18 protein-coding genes are annotated in these 21182 nt (G+C 63.3%); 15 read left to right on the top strand and 3 right to left on the bottom strand.

Features of this window, described 5'->3' with window-relative positions; all coding sequences use genetic code 11:
* The first annotated feature begins 362 nt into the window (after window positions 1-362).
* From AC5P9C_RS08355 to AC5P9C_RS08335, 5 genes are all read left to right on the top strand, one after another.
* Window positions 363-1352 (top strand): fumarylacetoacetate hydrolase family protein, encoded by a 990-nt coding sequence (locus AC5P9C_RS08355; protein ID WP_343542555.1) that lies wholly within the window; start codon window positions 363-365, stop codon window positions 1350-1352.
* 14 nt (window positions 1353-1366) lie between these two features.
* Entirely contained in the window at window positions 1367-2038 is a 672-nt protein-coding gene (gene maiA, locus AC5P9C_RS08350) for a maleylacetoacetate isomerase (RefSeq protein ID WP_414615328.1), read from the top strand.
* A 319-nt stretch (window positions 2039-2357) separates the two neighbouring features.
* Entirely contained in the window at window positions 2358-3035 is a 678-nt protein-coding gene (locus AC5P9C_RS08345) for a hypothetical protein (protein ID WP_414615329.1), read from the top strand.
* Window positions 3035-3865, top strand: coding sequence for a hypothetical protein (locus AC5P9C_RS08340; RefSeq protein ID WP_414615330.1), 831 nt, complete (start codon window positions 3035-3037; stop codon window positions 3863-3865). The genes AC5P9C_RS08345 and AC5P9C_RS08340 overlap by 1 nt, the downstream gene beginning before the upstream one ends.
* Before the next feature lie 9 nt (window positions 3866-3874).
* Window positions 3875-4702, top strand: coding sequence for a Fic family protein (locus AC5P9C_RS08335; protein WP_414615331.1), 828 nt, complete (start codon window positions 3875-3877; stop codon window positions 4700-4702).
* A 347-nt stretch (window positions 4703-5049) separates the two neighbouring features.
* Here AC5P9C_RS08335 and AC5P9C_RS08330 read toward each other — a convergent pair whose 3' ends face one another.
* The 3 genes from AC5P9C_RS08330 to AC5P9C_RS08320 all read right to left on the bottom strand — a co-directional run bounded on the left by AC5P9C_RS08330 (window position 5050) and on the right by AC5P9C_RS08320 (window position 9035).
* Complete coding sequence (locus tag AC5P9C_RS08330) at window positions 5050-6513, bottom strand: UdgX family uracil-DNA binding protein (RefSeq protein ID WP_414615332.1); 1464 nt, start codon at window positions 6511-6513, stop codon at window positions 5050-5052.
* Window positions 6494-7777 (bottom strand): putative DNA modification/repair radical SAM protein, encoded by a 1284-nt coding sequence (locus AC5P9C_RS08325; RefSeq protein WP_182068320.1) that lies wholly within the window; start codon window positions 7775-7777, stop codon window positions 6494-6496. Before AC5P9C_RS08325 ends, AC5P9C_RS08330 begins: the two co-directional genes overlap by 20 nt.
* 130 nt (window positions 7778-7907) lie before the next feature.
* A complete protein-coding gene (locus AC5P9C_RS08320) occupies window positions 7908-9035 on the bottom strand; it encodes a PilT/PilU family type 4a pilus ATPase (RefSeq protein ID WP_049416904.1) in 1128 nt (375 codons plus the stop codon).
* A 121-nt stretch (window positions 9036-9156) separates the two neighbouring features.
* On the opposite strand from AC5P9C_RS08320, the gene AC5P9C_RS08315 reads away from it, so the two are divergent.
* The 10 genes from AC5P9C_RS08315 to AC5P9C_RS08270 all read left to right on the top strand — a co-directional run bounded on the left by AC5P9C_RS08315 (window position 9157) and on the right by AC5P9C_RS08270 (window position 21182).
* Window positions 9157-9522, top strand: a complete 366-nt coding sequence (locus tag AC5P9C_RS08315) for a DUF4398 domain-containing protein (RefSeq protein ID WP_019660954.1) — start codon at window positions 9157-9159, stop codon at window positions 9520-9522.
* Window positions 9519-10403, top strand: coding sequence for an OmpA family protein (locus tag AC5P9C_RS08310; RefSeq protein WP_103281987.1), 885 nt, complete (start codon window positions 9519-9521; stop codon window positions 10401-10403). Before AC5P9C_RS08315 ends, AC5P9C_RS08310 begins: the two co-directional genes overlap by 4 nt.
* A 324-nt stretch (window positions 10404-10727) precedes the next feature.
* The gene (locus tag AC5P9C_RS08305) at window positions 10728-10964 is read left to right on the top strand and encodes an HP1242/YdcH family protein (protein WP_005407964.1); all 237 of its coding nucleotides are present in this window, start codon (window positions 10728-10730) and stop codon (window positions 10962-10964) included.
* 300 nt (window positions 10965-11264) lie between these two features.
* The gene (locus AC5P9C_RS08300; RefSeq protein ID WP_049416902.1) at window positions 11265-12635 is read left to right on the top strand and encodes a pyridoxal-phosphate dependent enzyme; all 1371 of its coding nucleotides are present in this window, start codon (window positions 11265-11267) and stop codon (window positions 12633-12635) included.
* A gap of 123 nt (window positions 12636-12758) precedes the next feature.
* Entirely contained in the window at window positions 12759-13940 is a 1182-nt protein-coding gene (locus AC5P9C_RS08295) for a cystathionine gamma-synthase (RefSeq protein ID WP_164688236.1), read from the top strand.
* A gap of 2 nt (window positions 13941-13942) precedes the next feature.
* Window positions 13943-14737 carry an ABC transporter permease gene (locus AC5P9C_RS08290; RefSeq protein WP_053497939.1) on the top strand — a complete coding sequence of 265 codons (795 nt, stop codon included), beginning with the start codon at window positions 13943-13945 and terminating at the stop codon, window positions 14735-14737.
* Entirely contained in the window at window positions 14727-16085 is a 1359-nt protein-coding gene (locus AC5P9C_RS08285; protein ID WP_164688237.1) for an ABC transporter ATP-binding protein, read from the top strand. Before AC5P9C_RS08290 ends, AC5P9C_RS08285 begins: the two co-directional genes overlap by 11 nt.
* Entirely contained in the window at window positions 16085-19582 is a 3498-nt protein-coding gene (locus AC5P9C_RS08280) for a glycosyltransferase (protein WP_495205146.1), read from the top strand. Before AC5P9C_RS08285 ends, AC5P9C_RS08280 begins: the two co-directional genes overlap by 1 nt.
* Window positions 19579-20607, top strand: coding sequence for a GHMP family kinase ATP-binding protein (locus AC5P9C_RS08275; protein ID WP_414615203.1), 1029 nt, complete (start codon window positions 19579-19581; stop codon window positions 20605-20607). The genes AC5P9C_RS08280 and AC5P9C_RS08275 overlap by 4 nt, the downstream gene beginning before the upstream one ends.
* Window positions 20604-21182 carry a D-sedoheptulose-7-phosphate isomerase gene (locus tag AC5P9C_RS08270; RefSeq protein WP_235642260.1) on the top strand — a complete coding sequence of 193 codons (579 nt, stop codon included), beginning with the start codon at window positions 20604-20606 and terminating at the stop codon, window positions 21180-21182. Before AC5P9C_RS08275 ends, AC5P9C_RS08270 begins: the two co-directional genes overlap by 4 nt.

Genomic DNA, 21182 nt, shown 5'->3' with positions numbered 1-21182 from the left:
CGGAATTTCATTCGATATCTGACAGGTTTCATCCACGCATGGCGTGCGTCTACTGGCCACCGGCCTACTGTCGAAGGCGGGGTACTGTGGGTTTGCGGGGTGTGAGCGGCATGGATGCCGCGACCAAGCCCCCACGGATGGGTTTACGGCGTCCCCGCAAACCCACAGTGCCTCGCCATTCCACGGAATGTCCGCTGTTGCTGTTGCATCGGCCGTTGCCTTGGCTTGAAGCAGGTGCAGGGCTGCAAGCCCTGCCGAACCCCCACCTACGGTAGGGTGGGCCGATGCCGCGCTGCAGCTTGGCGCCGCCGCAGATTTGATTACACTTGAAACTTGTTTGCCCACGACTCCGGACACCCACCATGAAGCTTGGTTCCTTGAAGGAAGGCGGCCGCGACGGCACCCTGATCGTTGTCTCGCGCGACCTGCGCCACGGCGTGCGCGCCACCGGCATTGCCGCCACCCTGCAGCAGGCTTTGGAGGACTGGAGCCACATCGCGCCGCGCCTGAACGCCCTGTACGAATCGCTCAATGCCGGCGATGCCGATGGCGTGTTCGACCTCGACCCGCAGGCGCTGGCTGCGCCGATGCCGCGCGCCTATGAGTTCGTCGACGGCAGCGCCTACCTGCCGCACGTCGAGCGCGTGCGCCGTGCCCGTGGCGCCGAGGTGCCGGAGAGCTTCTACACCGATCCGCTGATGTACCAGGCCACCGGCGCCGGCTTCTACGGCCCGCGTGACGCGGTCAAGGTGGTCAGCGAGGACTACGGTATCGACCTGGAAGCGGAGATCGTGGTGATCACCGACGACGTGCCGATGGCGGCGACCCCGGAACAGGCCGCCGGCCACATCCAGTTGATCGGCCTGGTCAACGATGTCTCGCTGCGCAACCTGATCCCGGGCGAGCTGGCCAAGGGCTTCGGCTTCCTGCAGTCCAAGCCGCGCTCGGCGCTGTCGCCGGTGTTCGTCACCCCTGATGAGCTGGGCGCAGCGTGGCAGGACAGCAAGGTGCACCTGCCGCTGCTGACCCACATCAACGGCCAGTGGTTCGGTGCGCCGGAAGCGGGCGTGGACATGCAGTTCAATTTCGCCCAGCTGGTTTCGCATGCGGCCAAGACCCGTCCGCTGGGCGCCGGCACCATCGTCGGCTCCGGCACCATCGCCAACGAGGACACCAGCAAGGGCGCCTCGTGCTTCGCCGAGCAGCGCGTGGTGGAGACCCTGCGCGATGGCAAGCCGAGCACGCCGTTCATGTCCTTCGGCGACGTGGTCCGCATCGAGATGCTCGATGCCGCGGGCAACAGCATCTTCGGTGCGATCGAGCAGCGCATCGAACAGGTGGCCAGGCCCTGAGCATGGAGGCGGCGATGGAGATCCCGGTCGACGACGGCATCGTGCTGTACACCTACTGGCGATCCAGCGCCGCCTACCGCGTGCGCATCGGCCTGGAGCTGAAGGGCCTGGCCTGGGAGGCCCGGCCGGTGCATCTGGTGCGCGACGGTGGCGAGCAGCACCGGGATGCCTATCGGGCGCTCAACCCGCAGCAGCAGGTACCGACCCTGCTGCATGAGGGACATGTGCTGACCCAGTCGCTGGCGATCCTCGAATACCTGGACGAGCGCTTTCCGCAGGTACCGCTGCTGCCGGCCGACGCCGCCGGCCGCGCGCGGGTGCGGGCACTGGCCCAGCTGGTGGCCTGCGACATCCACCCGATCAACAACCTGCGGGTGATGCAGTACCTGGAACGTAGTCTGCAGCTGCCGGCCGATGCACGCACGCAGTGGACGCTGCACTGGATCGCCGAGGGCTTTGCGGCGATGGAAGCGCTGTTGGCCAACAGCCGTGACACCGGCGCCTTCTGTCATGGCGACCGCCCCGGCCTGGCCGACATCTGCCTTTTGCCGCAGCTGTACAACGCCCACCGCTTCGGCCTGGACCTGGCACCGTACCCGACCTTGCGCCGCATCGAGGCCGCCTGCCAGGGCGTGGACGCCTTTGATCGCGCGCGCCCGGAGAACCAGGTTGATGCGGTGATGTGAGTCATTCCCTGGCATTGATCAGGAGTTGGACAGTCTGCGCTTTGTCGCTAATAGTCTTCGTTGTCCGGAACAGTCAGTCTGTCGCGTCCATTCGGCTAGAGTGGAAGTCTCCAACCTGCGCCACATGAAAAAGTGTGATCGGAGTTGGATTTCTCGATTCTGCCTTGCCCGAGGATATTGTTGTGTCCGCTAGGTGCAGTTCGTTGGTGGTCGAGGAAGGCTATCGTCTGCGTGTCTTCTAGAGGAGGAGTGGACCAATGCTTCGGTGAAGCAAGGGTGTCCATGCCGGGAGTATGGGAATTTTTGACAAGGAGTAGTTATGGAAGGTTCCAAGGCTCTTAAGGGATTGATTTCGTGCCTGATTGCTACAGGAGGTGGCCTAGTCGTAGACGCAGCCCTCGCCTCCGGTAGTTTCTGCACTACCAATGGATGTGAGGTAAGGCCCCCTGTCTTCTTCCTTCCCGGTTTCGGCGGGGGGGGCGGAGGTGGTTGGGGAAATGACGGTAACTCGGGCGATCCGGAGCGCGAGCGGATCACCATGTGGTGTACTGATTTTCCGACCATCATGGATTCGGACTATGGGTGTAATGTTTATAATCCTCCTGTCCTGTTGGTCAACGGTTGCGGAGCCGTAGGGGGAATGCCGGTGCCTGATTTTCTTGTCAGTCCGGTTTCAGCTGGGGTGGCTGCGGGCTATGGCGGTATATTTACTGACGCCTGTAATGCCCACGATGTCTGCTATGGGACCGTCGGAAAAGACAAGGCTGCGTGTGATGCGCAGTTGAACGAGGATATGGTCGCCGTCGGCTTGGCCAATATCCCTGAGCCCAACAAGGGATTTTTCATGCCCTATGTACAGGGGCAAGCATGGGCGTATTCCAAGTTCCTTCAGTGGGAGTACATACAGCCTTGGACTTCTGGTCCTGCATTCAATGCTGCCCAGGATGAGGCTTGGTGCCGAAAGTGGTCTGCGGAGTATCAGGAGATTTGCTGGTAATGTCCTTGTTTAATAGAAAATTTGCGGTCATCGGTGCTGTGGTTGTCGCTGTCGGGGTGGCGATAGGGGCGGCTGTGTGGTTCCGAACGGGATCGGCTGAGCCAATTTCGGGCACCGATGCGGGCTCCGATTCGTTATCCGGCTTGGTCAAAGCGGGGGGGCGGACGATGGAGAGCATTGGAGCAAGCTCCCTTGCTGAAGGAAGGATTGATTCTGTCCAAGTACCCGCGTCGCAGCTTGCGGCCAGTGACCCGCGGCTGGTTGCACTGTCCAAGGCAGAGCTGGCTTGGCTTGAGAAGCATTACTATCCCACTCAGGCGGAACTGGACGCTCTGGATAGGATTGACCTGAAGGAACTTGAGCGATCAGCTGATCCGAAATCGAAGATGCTGTACGGCATTGCTCTCATCCGGCGAGGTCAAGTTCCAGGGGCGATGCCGGCCTTGAAAAATGCCGCCACGCAGGGAGCCTTCTATGCATACGAGGAGGCTGCCGCAGCCGAGTACGCAATGCTTACTAAGAGGGGAATGGATGCTCAGACGGTGCAGGACATGCTGCGAGCGAAGGTCGAAGTCGCCAAAATTCTGGGAGATCACCGGGCGGAGTATCTCCTTGATAGGAACTTGCCAACCGGATCGGTCGCCAATCCCGCTGCCGTGCAGCAGTACACGACTGAGTTTCTGCGGCAGCTGGGTATGAATGCACAGCTCATGGGCGTGAGTGCGGCCGGTCCAGATCCCCGACCCAATGCGGATCTGTGGAGTGATGTCACAAAGCTGGGGAATTCAGACTCAGCTGACGAACAGATCGACGTCTATAGCCGCAGGTGATTTCAAGAGATGAACCCTGACATCCGGTTTTCTGCAAGTCCGGTGTGGGTAGCGTCGTTGTTTGAGCAGGCCTCGCAATCAGCAACGATTGCGAGGCCTGCGGCATTAGTCCAGCTAGACAGTCCTTCGGTCCTGTCGCATTGGCTCCTGGGTCTCATTCTGCATGATTCTCTGCAGTCTTATGACAGCTACTACCGATCAGTAAATTCGCTTCAGCAACGGTATGACGGCAGCGCGCTGGCGCTCAAGCTGAGTTCAATCAGTAGCGCAACTTCGATTGAAGCTCTGTGCAAGCGTGCCAGTCCGATATCTGGACACCGCGGGTCGGTAAGGACGGGGGGCGTGGTTGTCAGGACTGAGAATATGTTCAGTTCGGGATTCCTTCCTCCGCAGAAGGATCGCGCGCAAGTGGCCCTGAAGTCTTGGTTCCAACTGCGCTCGTCGCCGACCATGGACCTTGCGTCCCGTGACGTCCGCTTGGCGAGCTATTTGGTACTGCTTACCATTCACATGTTGCGTGATGGAAACGGGCGATTGGCGCGATTGTTGTTTGCTGCAGATAGTCTGCAAGCTTTGGCCGATCCGATAGAGATACTGACGCTTGTATGCCTGCACCGGGACCGTGGGCAGGCGTTTCATATTGCGGCTCGCTGCGCACGGGAAGGAGATCTCTCGATGTTGTCCGCGTGTGGCAAGGAGGCTGCTAGTTTTGCTGTTGATCTGGCAGGACGTGCGATTGCCTCGCTTGAGCGGGCATTGACGGCAGGTGATGCGCAGCAGGTAGACACAGCTTCGCGGGATTTGCATCGGTTAATTAGCGTCTGCGTAAGAGGGTAGCGCACCCAGGGATCTTTGCGTCCCTGTTTCCGGAATCTGGGACCTGTTGCCCTGCGTGAGGCTTTCAGTCTATTGCTCCTCGCTGGTCCCTTTCGCCTCGAGCGTAAGGAAATCGCGACTTTCGCCTAGTCTGTCGCCATGCTATGAGGGACAGGCCTGTCAGCCAGAGGTCGCTTCCATTCCTGTGCACCGGAATAGAACTTCTGGTCGTAGCAGATCGGGATCGATCTCACTGATATACGGAATTGCAGGTCCAATCCATGACGAGGCCGGCGTACCGCACAGCGCTGCCACGCGGCAACGACGAGGGCAAGCCGTGATACTTGACCAAGCGTGTGACCCTGGAGTTACCCGCGCGCGCAGCCGGCCTGCGCATTCACCAGCATCTGCCGCAGGTCCTCGCGGAACAGCCGATAGCCGGCCTCGCGGCGCGCGTCATCGCCCTGCCGCAGCACCCACGCCGGGTGCACCGTGGCATAGCCGCGGGTGCCATCGTCCAGCGTGTGCCAGCGCCCGCGATCACGGGCCAGGCTGAAGTCCCGCCCGAACACGGCCACGGCGGCGGTCGCCCCCAGGCACACGATCAGCTGCGGCCGCACCCGCGCGATCTCGCCCAGCAGCCAGGGCCGGCAGGCATGCACGTGGCGGCTTTCTGGCCGTTTGTGCAGGCGCACCTTGCCACGCCGCTCGTGGTGGAAGTGCTTCACCGCGTTGGTTAGGTACAGCGTTGCCCGGTCGATGCCCAGCTCGGCCAGCGCACGGTCCAGCAGTTGTCCGGCCGGGCCGGCGAACGGGCGACCGCTCAGGTCCTCCACATCACCGGGCTGCTCGCCCACCACCATCACCCGCGCATCGGCCGGGCCTTGGCCGAACACGGTCTGCGTGGCCGGCTCCCACAGCGGGCACTGCTGGCAGGTGCTGGCCTGCGCGCGCAGCGCCGCCAGGCTTCCATCCACGGCCGCGGCCGGCAGCACCCGCGCCGGCACCCGCCGCGCAGGTGCCTGCGCCGGCCGGTCATGCATCTCCTGCACGCGGTCGGCTGCATCGCGCACCAGGCGCGGCAGCAACTGTGCTTCAGGCAGATGGCGCCAGTACTTGGCCGGCATCTCCTGCATCATCATCCGAGTGTTGAGTCGCGCCGGATTGAAGATGCTGGCGTAGTAGGTCTGCCACAGCGACTCGCGTGCATCCTCGGCCGGGGCATCCTCGCGCCGTGCACCGGGGCCGAAGGCAAGCGCCTGCCCATCCCAGGCGACGCTGCGCGAAGGAGTGAGGATGGCCCAGCGCATGCCGGTGAAACGACGCGCGAAGAACGGCGCGACCCGGTCGACGATGTGGTGCTGTGGCTCGAACCAGGCGATGAACGCATCAGGCTGGCCAGGCACCTCGCGGAAGCGCACGAATGCCTTCATCTTGTGCGTGTCACGGCGGACGGCTTGGGCAAGGGCCGTCGCGCGCAGGACATCGGCGTCGGCGGGGTTGCTCAGCACTGATCGCTCGCCATGGGCGATGCGCCACAGCAGGCGATACAGCAAGGCCAGGCGCTGGGGATCGCGATGGCACAGGCAGGTGGCCGCCAGTTCCAGGAAGTCACGTGGAACGTTGGGTGCTCCGGCATCGGCAAGTATCGGCGCCTGCTGCACGGCCGGCGCATCCAGCAGCGAGGCGTCGCTCCCTTCCAGCCAGTCCAGTTGAGGCGGGGCCACGCCGCGCAGCAACGCTTCGCGCGCAGCATCGCGCCAGGCCTGCAGCGACCACGGCGGATCCACCCGCAGCGACCAGCGCTGCGCGTCAGGATGCAGACGGGGCATCGAACAGCGAACCCTGGCGCGGAGGCGGAGCCAGCTGCGCGCGCAGCGCCGCCGGATCGTCCAGTGCTTTGCGCGGGTGATGGTCGGCCAGCAGCACGAACGGCAGCAGCTTGCTCATCGGTGCTTTCAGGCGCGCGATGTCGGCCACGCGCAGCCGCCCGTGGCGGCGTGCCATCAGCACGCGCTTGACGTTGCGCACGCCAAGGCCGGGCACGCGCAGCAGCATTTCCTTCGGTGCCCGGTTCAGATCGACCGGAAAGCGCTCGGGATGGCGGATCGCCCAGGCCATCTTGGGGTCGATATCCAGGTCGAGCATGCCGTCCTGGGTGGTATCGGTAATCTCATCCACGCCGTAGCCGTAGAAGCGCAGCAGCCAGTCAGCCTGGTAAAGGCGATGTTCGCGCTGCAGCGGTGGCGGCTGCAGTGGCAGCTGCCGGCTGGCGTCCGGAATCGGGCTGAACGCGGAGTAGTAGACCCGGCGCATGCGGTAGTTGCCGTACAGGCTGTCGGCGCTGGCCAGGATCTGCTGATCGTTTGCCCCGTCCGCGCCGACGATCATCTGGGTGCTCTGCCCGGCCGGTGCGAAACGGGGAGGGCGCGGGCCAGCGCTGCGGCTGCCCGTCGGTGCCACCGCTGCAGGGGCCTTGCGAGCTTCCTTGGCTTCCTCGATGCGCCAGCGCAGTTCGCCCATCGCGCCACGGATCGAATGCACCGTCTTCTCCGGCGCCAAGGCGCTCAGGCCGGCTTCGGTGGGCAGTTCCACGTTGATGGACAGGCGGTCGGCATAGCGCCCGGCACTGGCCAGCAGTTCCGGCGAGGCCTCGGGAATGGTCTTGAGGTGGATGTAGCCGGCGTAGCGGTGTTCTTCGCGCAACTGCCGGGCCACTTCCACCATCTGTTCCATGGTGTAGTCCGCATTGCGGATGATGCCGCTGGACAGGAACAGGCCCTCGATGTAGTTGCGCTTGTAGAAGTCCAGGGTGAGCGTGACCACCTCGTCCACGCTGAAACGCGCGCGGGCCACGTTGCTGGAGACCCGGTTCACGCAATAGGCGCAGTCGTAAATGCAGAAGTTGGTCAGCAGGATCTTCAGCAACGACACGCAGCGGCCATCGGGCGTGTAGCTGTGGCAGATGCCCATGCCCTCGGTGCTGCCGATACCGCCACTGGCGCGCGAATCGCGCTTGCCCGAGCCGCTGGAGGCGCAGGAGGCATCGTACTTGGCGGCATCGGCCAGAATGGCCAGCTTGCGGATGGTTTCCATTGAGGAAACCTACGGATGACGGGTCTCATTGGATGAGACCGCCCCTGAATTCTTCAGAAAAAGGGGACGGAGGGGATTAAGTCGCAAGTGCACAAACGACTTAATCCCCTCCGTCCCCTTTTTCGTGGGATCAGAAGCCGTGGGTGATGCTGGGTGCGCCTGCCGAGAAGTCCGCGTACGGGTCGTGCTCGCCGCTGCTGCCTTCGGACAGGCGGAACTTCAGGGCCAGGCCATCGCGCGAGTCGGCCGCCCGCAGCGCTTCCTCCTGCTCGATGGTGCCGGCCTTGGCCAGCCGGAACAGGCACTGGTCGAAGCTCTCCATGCCTTCTTCCAGCGAGGCTTCCATCGCGGCCTTGATTTCGTGCACCTGGCCGCGGCGCAGCAGGTCGCGGATCATCGGCGTGTTGATCAGCACCTCGGTGGCCGGCAGGCGTCGGCCCTCCTTGTTCTTCACCAGGCGCTGGCTGATCACTGCGCGCAGGTTCAGCGCCAGGTTCATCAGCACGTTCTTGTGCGCGCTTTCCGGGAAGAAGTTGAGGATGCGCTCGATGGTCTGGTCGGCGTTGTTGGAGTGCAGGGTCGCCAGGCACAGGTGGCCGGTCTCGGCGAAGGCGATCGCCGCCTCCATCGTTTCCGCATCCAGGATCTCGCCGATCAGGATCACGTCCGGCGCTTCGCGCATCGCGTTCTTCAGCGCGTTGTGGAAGGCATGGGTGTCCAGGCCGACCTCGCGCTGGTTGACGATCGACATCTTGTGCTTGTGCAGGTACTCGATCGGGTCCTCGATGGTGAGGATGTGACCGGTGGTGGTGCTGTTGCGGTGGTCGATCATTGACGCCAGCGAGGTGGACTTGCCGGAGCCGGTGGACCCCACCACCAGCACCAGCCCGCGCGGGGTCATGATGACGTCCTTCAGCACCTGCGGAAGGTTCAGCTCCTCGATGCTCGGGATCCGGCTGCGGATGGCGCGGATGACCATGCCGACCTCACCCCGCTGCTTGAACACGTTGACGCGGAAGCGCCCGGCGTCGGGCAGGGCGATGGCCATGTTGAGCTCGAGCTCGCGCTCGAACTGCGGCACCTGGCCCTCGTCCATCAGCGAGTAGGCAATCTTCTTCACCATGCCTGGCGGCAGGCCGGTGTTGCCCAGCGGATAGAGCTTCCCCTCGATCTTGATGTAGACCGGTGCCCCGGTGGTCAAAAACATGTCCGAAGCGTTCTTTTCGGTCATCAGCTTCAGGAAGTAGCCGATATCCATTGCGAATTTTCCCCAACGAAACGGCCGACGCCCGTTGCCAGCACGGTGTCGGCTTGACGACAATGGCCGCGAACCGACAACCGGTACGGCCTCCCCAATGAAACGACTTAGCTTCGCACGAATGCGCCATGGCCTGTATGTGATGGCGTTTGCATTCGCACTGTCTGCCCCCGCCTGGGCGCAGGACGCCGCCCTGGAACTGGCGCAGGCCCGGCAGGCGGTCGACAAGGCCACCCAGGCCGATGCCGACCAGTACGCCCCGGACCTGATCGGGCTGGCCCGGCAGGGGCTGGAGCAGGCCCAGCGCGCCGCAGGCGACCGCCGCGAGCGCAAGAATGCGCCGGCAATGGCCCTGCGCGCCGCCGCCGATGCCGACCTGGCCCGCGTCCGCAGCGAGGAAGCCACCGTCAGCGCGCAGCTGCAGCTGCGCCGCAACGAGGTCAACCAGCTGCAACGCCAGCTGTCGACCGGGGAGGACCGCCGGTGAAGCCGATGACCGCCGCAACCCTGGCCGCGCTGCTGGCGCTGCCGACCCTGGCCGTGGCCGCCGACAACCCGATGGTGGCGCAGCTGAGCCAGCGCCTGATGGCCATCCAGGCCAACCCGGATACCGCTGAGCTGGGCGCCTTCGAGCGCATGCAGGCGCAGCAGGCCATCGCGACCCTGGACAAGGCCAAGCGCCGTGACCAGGAGCTGGCCACCTACCTGGCCGAGCGCCGGGTGGAGATTGCCGAGACCGCAGTGCGCACTGCGCTGGCCGCCCGCGAGGTCGACCGCCTGGAGCGCACCCGCAGCGACCTGCTGATCGAGGCCAGCCGCCGCGATGCCGCCCGTGCCCGCCAGGAAGCCGAACAGCTGCGCATGCAGGCGCAGATGCAGGCCGAGGAAGCTGAACGCCTGCGCCAGGCCGCCGAGGCCGAAACCCTGGCCCGCCAGGACGCCGAAAACGCCCTGACCAGCGTGGCCGGCAAGCAGCAGCAGCGCCTCAGCGCCGCCCAGCAGAACGCCGCCAAGCTGGCCCGCGAGGAGGCCGAGCTGGTGTCGGGCCAGAAGCTGCCGGGTTCGAAGTTCGATGCGCGCGGTGAGGTCTTCACCTTCGGGGGCGACGCGTTCGCTGCAGGTGCGTCCAGCCTGTCTGGCGGCGCCCGCAACCAGGCCAAGGCGCTCGCCGAGTACCTGAACATCGGCAAGAAAGGCCGCCTGCGCATCGAGGCCTACGACAGTGCCAACGGCGTGGGCCAGAAGCGTGCCGAAGCGTTGCGCGACGCCCTGGTCGCGGCCGGTGTCGCCAGTAACCGCATCCAGGTCAGCGGCAAGAAGGCTCCGTCCACCCGGGCGCGCTCGGCCGAGGTCATCATCGCGCCGTAATGCATTGATATTGTTTGTTTTTCGTTGCAATGAGCATTCAGCCTGAACCCCGCCCCGGCGGGGTTCGGTCTTTTTGTCGCAGGGGTCTTGTACCCCGCCCTGAGCAGGCGTAGGGTCAATCGTCCGGGACGCAATGCCGCGGACCGGACGATGGGAGGGCCGGGCCGATGCAAGCAGGGCGCGAACCGCAGCAGATCGACGTGCGCAGGCCAGTGCCGCAGGTCGTTGCAGGCGTCCAGGTGGCCATCGACCGGCACTCCTCCATGAACAACGCCCCGTGCCTTGCGGCCGGGGCGTTCGTGTATCTGTCGAAGGAGGTCCATCATGTTTGAAGATCAGCCCCAGAGCGAGATCGACGCCCGTCGCGCGCGTGATCCGGAGTTCAGGGCACTCCATGACCAGCACCGCAAGTTGAACAAGAAGTGCATGGACGCGGAGTTGGGTGTACTCCCGATCGATGATGTCACCCTGGGTCGCATGAAGCGTGAGAAGCTGCTGGCCAAGCAACGTCTTCTGCGAATGTACGAAACACCGCTCCCAACGACGTCCCCCACGCTTTGACGCACTCCGTCGCGCCCGGAACGGCGTGACCCGGCCATCGATGGCCCGCCGGGCGCTTCTGCCCCGGCATCGCGGCACCGCCGATGAGGCGGCCGCGCCAAGGCACCACAGGCGGTGGTGCCTTGGTCTCCAGGCACCACTCACCGATGCGGGCGGTACCGGTCTCCTCGTCGATCCGGGGCCGCCCGCATCCCTTTACGGGGCCGGCGGGCGGCATCTCCGCGCCGACCTGACATTCAGCGCCATCCGTCGGATAATCATCGGTCCGGCCCTGCGTGGCGCGAATCGAAAGTCCTCCGAATGCCCATCCATTCTTCCGTCCTCGAACTCATCGGCCAGACCCCGATCGTCAAGGCCCAGCGCCTGGACACCGGTGTCTGCGAGCTCTACCTGAAGCTGGAGAGCGCCAATCCGGGCGGATCGATCAAGGATCGCATCGGCCTGTCGATGATCGAGGCGGCGGAGCAGCGGGGTGACCTGAAGCCGGGCGCGACCCTGGTCGAGGGTACCGCCGGCAACACCGGCCTGGGCCTGGCACTGGTGGCCCAGCAGAAGGGGTACAAGCTCATCCTGGTTGTTCCCGACAAGATGAGCCGGGAAAAGATCTTCAACCTGAAGGCGATGGGCGCCGAAGTGCGCCTGACCCGTTCGGACGTCGCCAAGGGCCACCCGGAGTACTACCAGGACCTGGCCAAGACCATCGCCGAGCAGACCCCGGGTGCCTACTTCATCAACCAGTTCGGCAACCCGGACAACCCGGCCGCGCATGAGTTCGGCACCGGCCCGGAGATCCTCGAGCAGATGGGCGGCGACCTCGACGCCATCGTGTTCGGCTGCGGCAGCTCCGGCACCATGACCGGCCTGTCGCGCGCGTTCGCCAGGCTGTCGCCGAAGACCGAGCTGGTGCTGGCCGATCCGGTCGGCTCGATCCTTGCTGAATACATCAACGATGGCGTGCTCAACGACAAGTCGGGCAGCTGGCTGGTGGAAGGCATCGGCGAGGACTTCCTGCCGTCGATTTCCGACTTCAGCCGCGTCAAGAAGGCTTATGCGATCAGCGATGCCGAGAGCTTCCATACCGCGCGCGAGCTGCTGGGCAAGGAAGGCATCCTCGGCGGTTCGTCCACCGGCACCCTGCTGGCCGCGGCACTGAAGTACTGCAAGGAGCAGACCACCCCGAAGAAGGTGCTGGTGCTGGTCTGCGATACCGGCAACAAGTACCTGTCGAAGATGTACAACGACTACTGGATGCTGGACAACGGCTTCCTGCAGCGCCCGCAGCACGGCGACCTGCGCGACCTGATCCTGCGCCCGTACGGCCAGCGCGACACCGTGGTGATCGGTCCGAACGACCTGCTGACCACCGCCTACCAGCGCATGAAGCTGTACGACGTGTCGCAGCTGCCGGTGATGGACGGTGACCAGCTGGTCGGCATCGTCGACGAAAGCGACGTGCTGCTGCATGTCTACGGCGACGAAGCGCGCTTCCGCGACACCGTGGCCACCGCGATGGTCAGCAAGCTGGACCGGCTGGACGTGAAGTCGCCGATCGAGGCCCTGCTGCCGGTGTTCGACCGCGGCCAGGTGGCGATCGTGATGGACGGTGACGCCTTCCTCGGCCTGATCACCCGCATCGACCTGCTGAACTATCTGCGCCGTCGCGTGCAGTAAGCCGCGGATCGCTGCAGATCGCCACTGAATTCCGGTTTATTTGCGTCAAAGCTTGTTAAGGCTGCGCTGATAGACTCCCGATCCTTTGACGGCGCCGCACGTCGGCGCCATTCAGGAAACGACATGTCCAACTCCTCTTCGCCCGACCGCGCGCTGGCCCTGGCCACGCTGGCCATCCACGGTGGCCAGTCGCCCGATCCCAGCACCGGTGCGGTGATGCCGCCGATCTACGCCACCTCGACCTATGCCCAGTCCAGCCCGGGCGAGCACCAGGGCTTCGAGTACTCGCGTACCCACAACCCGACCCGCTTCGCCTATGAGCGCTGCGTGGCCTCGCTGGAAGGCGGTACCCGCGGCTTCGCCTTTGCTTCCGGCATGGCGGCCAGCTCGACCGTGATCGAGCTGCTGGACGCCGGCAGCCACGTGGTGGCGATGGACGATATCTACGGCGGCAGCTTCCGCCTGTTCGAGCGCGTGCGCCGCCGCACCGCCGGGCTGGACTTCAGCTTCGTCGACCTGACCGATCTGGCGGCATTTGAAGCTGCCATCACGCCGAAGACGAAGATGGTGTGGATCGAGACCCCGACCAACCCGATGCTGAAGATCGTCGACATCGCTGCGGTGGCCGCCATTGCCAAGCGCCACGGCCTGATCGTGGTGGTCGACAACACCTTTGCCTCGCCGATGCTGCAGCGCCCGCTGGAGCTGGGCGCGGACCTGGTCCTGCATTCGGCCACCAAGTACCTCAACGGTCACTCGGACATGGTCGGCGGCATGGTCGTGGTCGGCGATGATGCCGACCTGGCCGAGCAGATGGCGTTCCTGCAGAACTCGGTAGGTGGTGTGCAGGGGCCGTTCGACAGCTTCCTGGCCCTGCGCGGCCTGAAGACCCTGCCGCTGCGGATGAAGGCACACTGCGCCAACGCGCTGGCGCTGGCGCAGTGGCTGGAAAAGCACCCGGCTGTGGAAAAAGTGATCTACCCGGGCCTGCCCTCGCACCCGCAGCATGAGCTGGCCGGCAAGCAGATGGCCGGCTTCGGTGGCATCGTCTCGATCGTGCTGAAGGGCGGGTTCGAGGCGGCCAAGCGCTTCTGCGAGAAGACCGAGCTGTTCACCCTGGCCGAGTCGCTGGGCGGCGTGGAAAGCCTGGTGAACCATCCGGCGGTGATGACGCATGCTTCGATTCCCGTGGCGCGTCGGGAGCAGCTGGGGATCAGTGATGCGCTGGTGCGGCTGAGCGTGGGTGTGGAGGAGCTGGGGGATCTGCAGGTGGATCTGGAAAGGGCGCTGGGCGGGAACCGCTGAGCATGAGCATTCTCTCGGTCTTCGGGAAGCATCGTTCGCTTACCTTCGAACTGACCCAGCGTGAAGTCCTTGGGCGTTATCGCGGTGCCAGCTTCGGACTGCTGTGGTCGCTGATCAGCCCGTTCCTGATGCTGCTGGTCTACACCATGGCCTTTGGCTTCATCATGAAGGGACGCTGGCCCGGATCGACCGGGTCCACCACCGATTTCGCGTTGATCCTGTTCGCGGGCCTTACCGTGCATGGCTTCTTCGCTGAGTGCTTTACCCGTGCGCCGCAGTTGATCGTCAGCAACACCAGCTACGTCAAGCGCGTGGTGTTCCCGCTGGATATCCTGGTGTGGAGCATGACGCTGTCGGCGTTGTTCCATCTGCTGATGAACATGGTCGTGCTGCTGCTGCTGTACCTGTGCGTCAAGGGCAGCATCCATCCCACCGCGGTGCTGTTGCCGGTTGTGGTGTTGCCGCTGGTGATCCTGACGGTCGGCATTGGTTGGATTACCTCGGCACTGGGTGTGTACCTGCGCGACATCGGGCAGATCGCCGGCGTCATCGCAGCTGCGATGCTGTTCCTGTCCTCGGCGATCATTCCGGTTGAGTCGGTGCCGGCCAGCTACCGCATCGTGTTCGAACTCAATCCGCTGACCTTCATCATCAACCAGGTGCGCGAAGTGGTGATCTGGGGCCGCCTGCCAGATTGGGCTGGGCTGGGTCTGTACACCCTCATCGCCTGCGTGGTGGCCGTCATTGGCCATCGCCTGTTCAACAAGCTGCGCGTGGGGTTTGCCGATGTCCTCTGAAGTCGCCGTGGCCGAGACCGTCATCGAGGTCAAAGGGGTCGGCAAGTCGTACCACATGTACGAACGTCCTTCGCACCGCTTGTGGCAGGCGCTGGCTGGCAAGCGCAAGTCCTTCTACAAGGATTTCTGGGCGCTGCGTGACGTGAGCTTCTCGATCCGTCGTGGCCAGACAGTGGGCATTGTCGGCCGCAACGGCTCGGGCAAATCGACCCTCCTCCAGATGATCGCCGGCACCCTCAATCCCACCGAGGGCAACATCACCGTGAAGGGGCGCGTGGCCGCGCTGCTCGAACTGGGCAGTGGCTTCAACCCCGAGTTCACCGGCCGCGAGAACGTCTATCTCAACGCCACCATCCTTGGCCTCACCCGTGCGCAGATCGACCAGCGCCTGGAGAGCATCCTGGCCTTCGCCGACATCGGTGAGTTCATTGATCAGCCGGTGCGCAGCTACTCCAGCGGCATGTCGGTGCGTCTGGCCTTTGCGGTGATCGCCCATGTTGACGCTGACATCTTGATCATTGACGAAGCACTGGCAGTCGGTGATGCCTTTTTCTCCCAGAAGTGCATGCGCTTCCTGCGGGAGTTCCAGAAGACCGGCACGCTGTTGTTTGTCAGCCATGATGCGGCTGCCGTCACCAACCTGTGCGAGAACGCCGTGTGGTTGCAGAACGGCCGCATGCGCCTGTCCGGCACCTCGCAGGAGGTGGTCGAAGCCTACATGACCGAGCAGCACGTGGTGGGGCGGCGTGAAGTGGGCAATGAAGAGGTCGTGGTGACGCGCAAGGCGCCGCGCCGCGCTGACGCAAGCGCGGCGGACTTCCGCCAACAGGCGCTGCTTGAAGAGGGTGTGCGTAACCGCATCGCACTGTTCGAGTTCGATCCTGAAAATGTGGGGCAGGAATTCGGTGCTCAGGGTGCACGGATCATCGACGTGCGAATGCTTGATTCGGACGGCAATCCCCTGCTGATGCTAGAGGGAGGCGAGTTGGTCCGGCTCCAGATCCGCGTATCCCTGGAGCAGGCGCTGGACAGCCTGATCATTGGCTTCTACGTCAAGGACCGGCTGGGGCAGCGGCTGTTCGGCGACAACAGCTATTTCGCCTGCAAGGAGGCGCCGGTTGGAGGTCAGCCGGGTGATGTGGTGGTTGGCTCATTCCTGTTCCGCATGCCAATCATGCCCTCCGGTTCTTACATGGTCGACGCTGCCGTTGCTTCAGGCGATCAGCATGACCATACCCAGCAGCACTGGATCCATGATGCGCTCGAGTTCCGCGCGATGGATGAAACGATGCGCTTTGGCCTGGTCGGACTGCCGATGCTGGCCATTGAAGTTTCCAAGGAGTCGTGATGATCGAGTTTACCGGTGAGCGTTTCGTGCCTACCGAACAGGGCGTGATCAGGCAGGAGCATCTCCACCGTTATGCTTGGTGCCTGCCTCTGGTCAGTGGAAAAGACGTGCTGGATGTCGCCAGCGGTGAGGGGTACGGCAGCGCTATGCTTGCGTCGCGCGCGCGGTCGGTGATTGGTGTTGATATATCCGCTGAAGCCATCAGCCATGCATCTGCACGTTACGCGAATGGCAGTAACCTCAGCTATATGGAAGGCTCGGCTGCATCGATTCCGCTTGGCGATGACAGCGTGGACGTGGTTGTTTCCTTCGAAACCATCGAACACCTGCTCGAGCAGGAAGAGATGATGGCGGAAATCCGCCGCGTACTGCGCCCAGACGGCATTCTTGTGATGTCTTCCCCGAACAAGGAGGTCTACTCTGATCGTGCGGGATATCACAACGATTTCCACGTCAAGGAGCTCTATCTCGCAGAATTCCAGTCACTGGTGTCCCGGCACTTTCCCGCATCGCGCCTGAGCGGCCATCGGATGGCGGTCTGCTCGACCATCACCCCGCTAGATGGCGTTTCCCGCCAAGACAGCTATCAGGCGCTGACGGACACCGGGGAGGCTGTTGAACTGCGTGCAGCCAATATCCCGGATGCGGTGTACTTCGTTGTGGTGGCCGCCGCCGATGCCTCGTTGCTGCCGGAACTTCCCGCATCCATCCTTTACACCGAGGCTGAAGACCTCTACGCCCGCCAGCATGACATTGCACGCTGGGCGCAAGGATTGGACGGTGAGCGCGAAGAGGTCATCGCATGGGCCCGTTCGCTTGAAGGGGAGCTGCAGAAATCACGTGCAGATTACCAACGTCTGGAAGGGGAGTTCGACGACCGCACGCGTTGGGCGCTCGAACTGGATCAGATTGTCCAGGAGACTGGGGGGCGTAACCAACATGGTTTGCTGCGCTCGCAGATCGAACAGCTCAGCAGTGAGAACCAGCGATTGGTCGAGCAGCAGGTCGAGTTTGAGAAGCGGCAGGTCGAGTTCGAGCAGCGGCAGGTTGAGCTTGAGGAGCAGCTGAGTGCGTTGGAGAAGGAGAAGGATGAGGCGATTGAACGTCTCTCGGATGTCCGTCATCAGGCAGAGGTGAAGGCTGCGGAACTGCACAGGCTACTGGAGGAGGCACATGAAGCGATGGCGGTGCGATCCTCCCGAAGTCGTGAACTGCAACTTCGCGCTGGTCTGATTGGAGCTTCTACGCAGGGCGCGCCCTCATCTTTGGAGATCCAGCGTGTCATTGCGGACTACGACCAGCAGCTGGTCAGCCTGAACGAATCCCTCGCAAAAGTGCTTGAATCCAAGTCGTGGAGAATCACTCGGCCACTTCGCTTTGTTTCGCGTCTTGTGCGCGGTGACGTTCCTGCCATCATGAACACGCTGCGGGCGAGCGGTCTCGCTCGCCATCCGGCGCTTGCTCCATTGGCGCGCCCGGTACGCAACTGGCTGCTTCGACATGACAGGGTGCAGGTCCAGCCCCCGGAAGACTTGGCGCTCCCGGCCGTGATTGAAGATGCCGACGAGATCCTCAAGGCGTTGTCTTTCCCAGTGTTCGAGTCACCTGACGTGAGCATCGTGATTCCGACCTATGGGAATCTGCCGCACACGCTGGCATGCCTGCGTTCGATCGCTGACAATCCGCCGCGGGCGACCTACGAGGTGCTTGTCCTGGAGGATGCTTCCGGCGATCAGGAGATCGAGAAGCTGGTGCCGGTGCCGGGCCTGCGCTTCCACCACAACCCGAAGAATCTCGGCTTCCTGCTGTCCTGCAACCAGGCATTGGAACTGGCGCGCGGCCGATATACCTATTTCCTTAACAACGACACCGAAGTACGTCCGGGCTGGATGGATCAGATGCTGGACGTATTCCAGCGTATGCCGGACTGCGGCATGGTCGGTTCCAAACTGGTCTACCCCGACGGCCGTCTGCAGGAAGCAGGTGGCATCATCTGGCGCGATGGCTCGGCCTGGAACTACGGCCGCCTCGATAACCCGGCGGCAAGCCAATACAACTATCTGCGCCCAGCGGATTACTGCAGCGGTGCAAGCCTGCTCATTCCCAGTGCTCTGCTGCGTGAACTGGGTGGTTTCGATCCTGAGTTCGTGCCGGCGTACTGCGAGGATTCGGACCTGGCATTCCGCGTGCGCAAGGCCGGCTACCAGCTCTACTACTGCCCGACCTCGGAAGTGGTGCATTACGAGGGCATTTCCCACGGCACCGATACCGGTAGCGGGATCAAGGCCTACCAGGTGGCCAATCAGAAGAAACTCCGCGAGCGCTGGCAGGACGACCTGGCATTGCACGAACCCAACGGTGAGCACGTGGTGCTCGCCCGAGACCGTGCCTGGAAAAAGGAGACGGTGCTGATCGTGGATCATTACGTGCCGCAACCCGATCGAGATGCCGGCTCGCGGACGATGATCGCATTCATTGATGCGCTGCTTGCGCGTGGATGCGTCGTCAAGTTCTGGCCCGACAATCTTTACTACGACCCGGATTACACGCCGCCGCTGCAGGCTCGTGGTGTGGAGGTCATGTACGGCGGGCAATGGGTGGGTGGCTTTGCACGCTACCTGCAGGAGAACCCGCATGTGCGCACGGTGATGCTGTCACGACCGCACATTTCCGAGCACTATATCGACGCAGTGCAGCGCATGCCGAACGTGCGCGCGGTCTATTACGGACACGATCTGCATTTCCGCCGCATGGAAATGGAAGCGCAGCGCGCTGGGTCGAGTGACTCGGACGCGCGAAAGATGGAGCAGCTGGAGCGCCGGATCTGGGCTGCGGTCGATCGCGTCCTCTATCCCTCGGAGGAGGAGGCAGATGCTGTCCGAGAGTTGGCTCCGGACGTTGACGTCCAAGCGATCCTGCCGTATGCGTTTGACGAGTTCAACGAAACGGCGGAGCCGGCATTGCGTGCTGGCATTCTGTTCGTCGCCGGCTTCGCCCACGGTCCCAACGTTGACGCCGCCCAGTGGCTGGTTGAATCGATCATGCCACTCGTCTGGGATCGGCATCCCGGCGTGAAGGTCTCCCTGGTGGGATCGAATCCCACTGATGCTGTGCGCGCTCTTGCAGGACCGCATGTGGAAGTAACCGGTTTCGTTTCGGACGAGGAGCTGGTCCGGCGCTATGCCGCCGCTCGTGTCGCCGTAGTACCTCTGCGCGTTGGCGCAGGGGTGAAGGGCAAGGTTGTTGAAGCGATGCAGCAGGGCCTTCCCTTGGTCACCACGGAGGTCGGAGCGCAGGGGTTGAACGGCTTGGAGGCTGTCGCCGACATCTCCAATGATCCGGCCTCGCTTGCGGCGTCTCTGGTGGCCCTGCTCGACGACGACATCGTCTGGCGCGAGCGGTCACAGTCTGCCGCTGCATACTGCCGCGCGCGCTTCTCGCGCGAGGCGTTGGGAAAGGCCTTGGAATCAGCATTTGATACGGAGAAGAAGGGATGATCGTCCGATCGCGCGCGCCGCTGCGCCTTGGCCTTGCTGGTGGCGGCACTGATGTATCGCCGTTCTGCGACCAATACGGCGGATTCGTCATGAACGTCACCATCGACAAGTTCGCCTACGCGACCTTGGACGCTTCACCGGATGGGAAAGTGGAATTCCACGCGCAGGACGCCAGTGCTTGCGAGCGTCTGGATCCGGATTCTGTTGTCGCCGATCCGGGACCGTTGCAGTTGATGAAGGGTGTTTATCTGCGCATCTGCAGCGACTATCTTGAGGATCAGCGCCCGGCGATCCGCGTCCGCGCGCATTCCGATGCCCCTCCGGGCTCCGGTCTGGGTTCGTCTTCGACGATGGTCGTAGCCTTGGTCACTGCGTTTGCGGAGTATTTCGCGCTGCCATTGGGCGAATATGAAATCGCTCAGCTTGCCTACCGGATCGAGCGTGTCGACCTGCAACTGTCGGGTGGCAAGCAAGACCAATACGCGGCCGCCTTCGGTGGCTTCAATTTCATGGAGTTCTACGATGCCGACCGGGTGATCGTGAACCCGCTGCGGATCAAGGACTGGATCTGGTCCGAGCTTGAGGCAGGGCTGGTGCTGTACTTCACCGGCGTGTCGCGCGCATCGGCTAAGATCATCGACGAGCAGTCGCGCAACATCAAGGAAGGCAAGGCCAGTTCGCTCGATGCGATGCATCGGCTGAAGGTCGAAGCAAGCCAGATGAAGGAAGCGCTGTTGCGTGGCGATTTCGAGCGGCTGGCGCAGGTAATGCAGTCTGGCTGGGAAGCCAAGAAGCTGAGCGCCAGCAGCATCTCCAACCCGATGATCGATGAGATCGAAGCGCTGGCGATGCGCCACGGCGCGCGCGCGACCAAGGTCTCCGGCGCCGGCGGTGGTGGCTTCATGATGTTCCTCTGCGATCCGGCACATCGGATCGACCTGGTGCGCGCGCTCGCGGGCGCTGGCGGCACCGTTTTTGATACACACTTCACCCACCAAGGTGCAACGGCATGGAAAATCGGATGAACGACTTCATCAAGGCCGAGTTCGGCAAGACTCTCGAGAACTTCCAGCGCATGTCGGCCGATGCGGCGCTGGCGTCGCAGATCGAGCAGGCAGTGGCGCTGTGCGTGGACGCGCTGAAGGCCGGTCGCAAGATTCTCTTCGCCGGTAACGGTGGCAGTGCCGCTGATGCGCAGCACTGGGCAGGTGAACTGGTCAGCCGTTTCTACTACGACCGTCCGGGCCTGCCGGCGATCGCGCTGACCACCGACACCTCGATCCTGACCGCCATCGGCAACGACTACGGCTACGACTACACTTTCGCTCGCCAGATCGAAGCACTTGGCCAGGAAGGCGATGTGTTCGTGGCGATTTCGACCTCCGGCCGTTCGAAGAACATCATGCGTGCGCTGGAAGCCTGCGAAGCCAAGGGCGTGCGCGTGATCGGCTTCACTGGCGAACATGGCGGCGACATGAAGGATCGCTGCGATATCTGTTTCCGCGTGCCATCCAACGAAACGCCGCGCATCCAGGAAGGCCACGAGTTCATCGGTCACCTGCTGTGCGCGTTGATCGAAAGCGAGATGTTTCCCCGCTGA

It is taken from the genome of Stenotrophomonas sp. YJH_SMC_10, from assembly GCF_059371555.1.
Note: the sequence above shows the minus strand (reverse complement) of the source record. Positions and strands in the feature narration are given on the sequence as shown.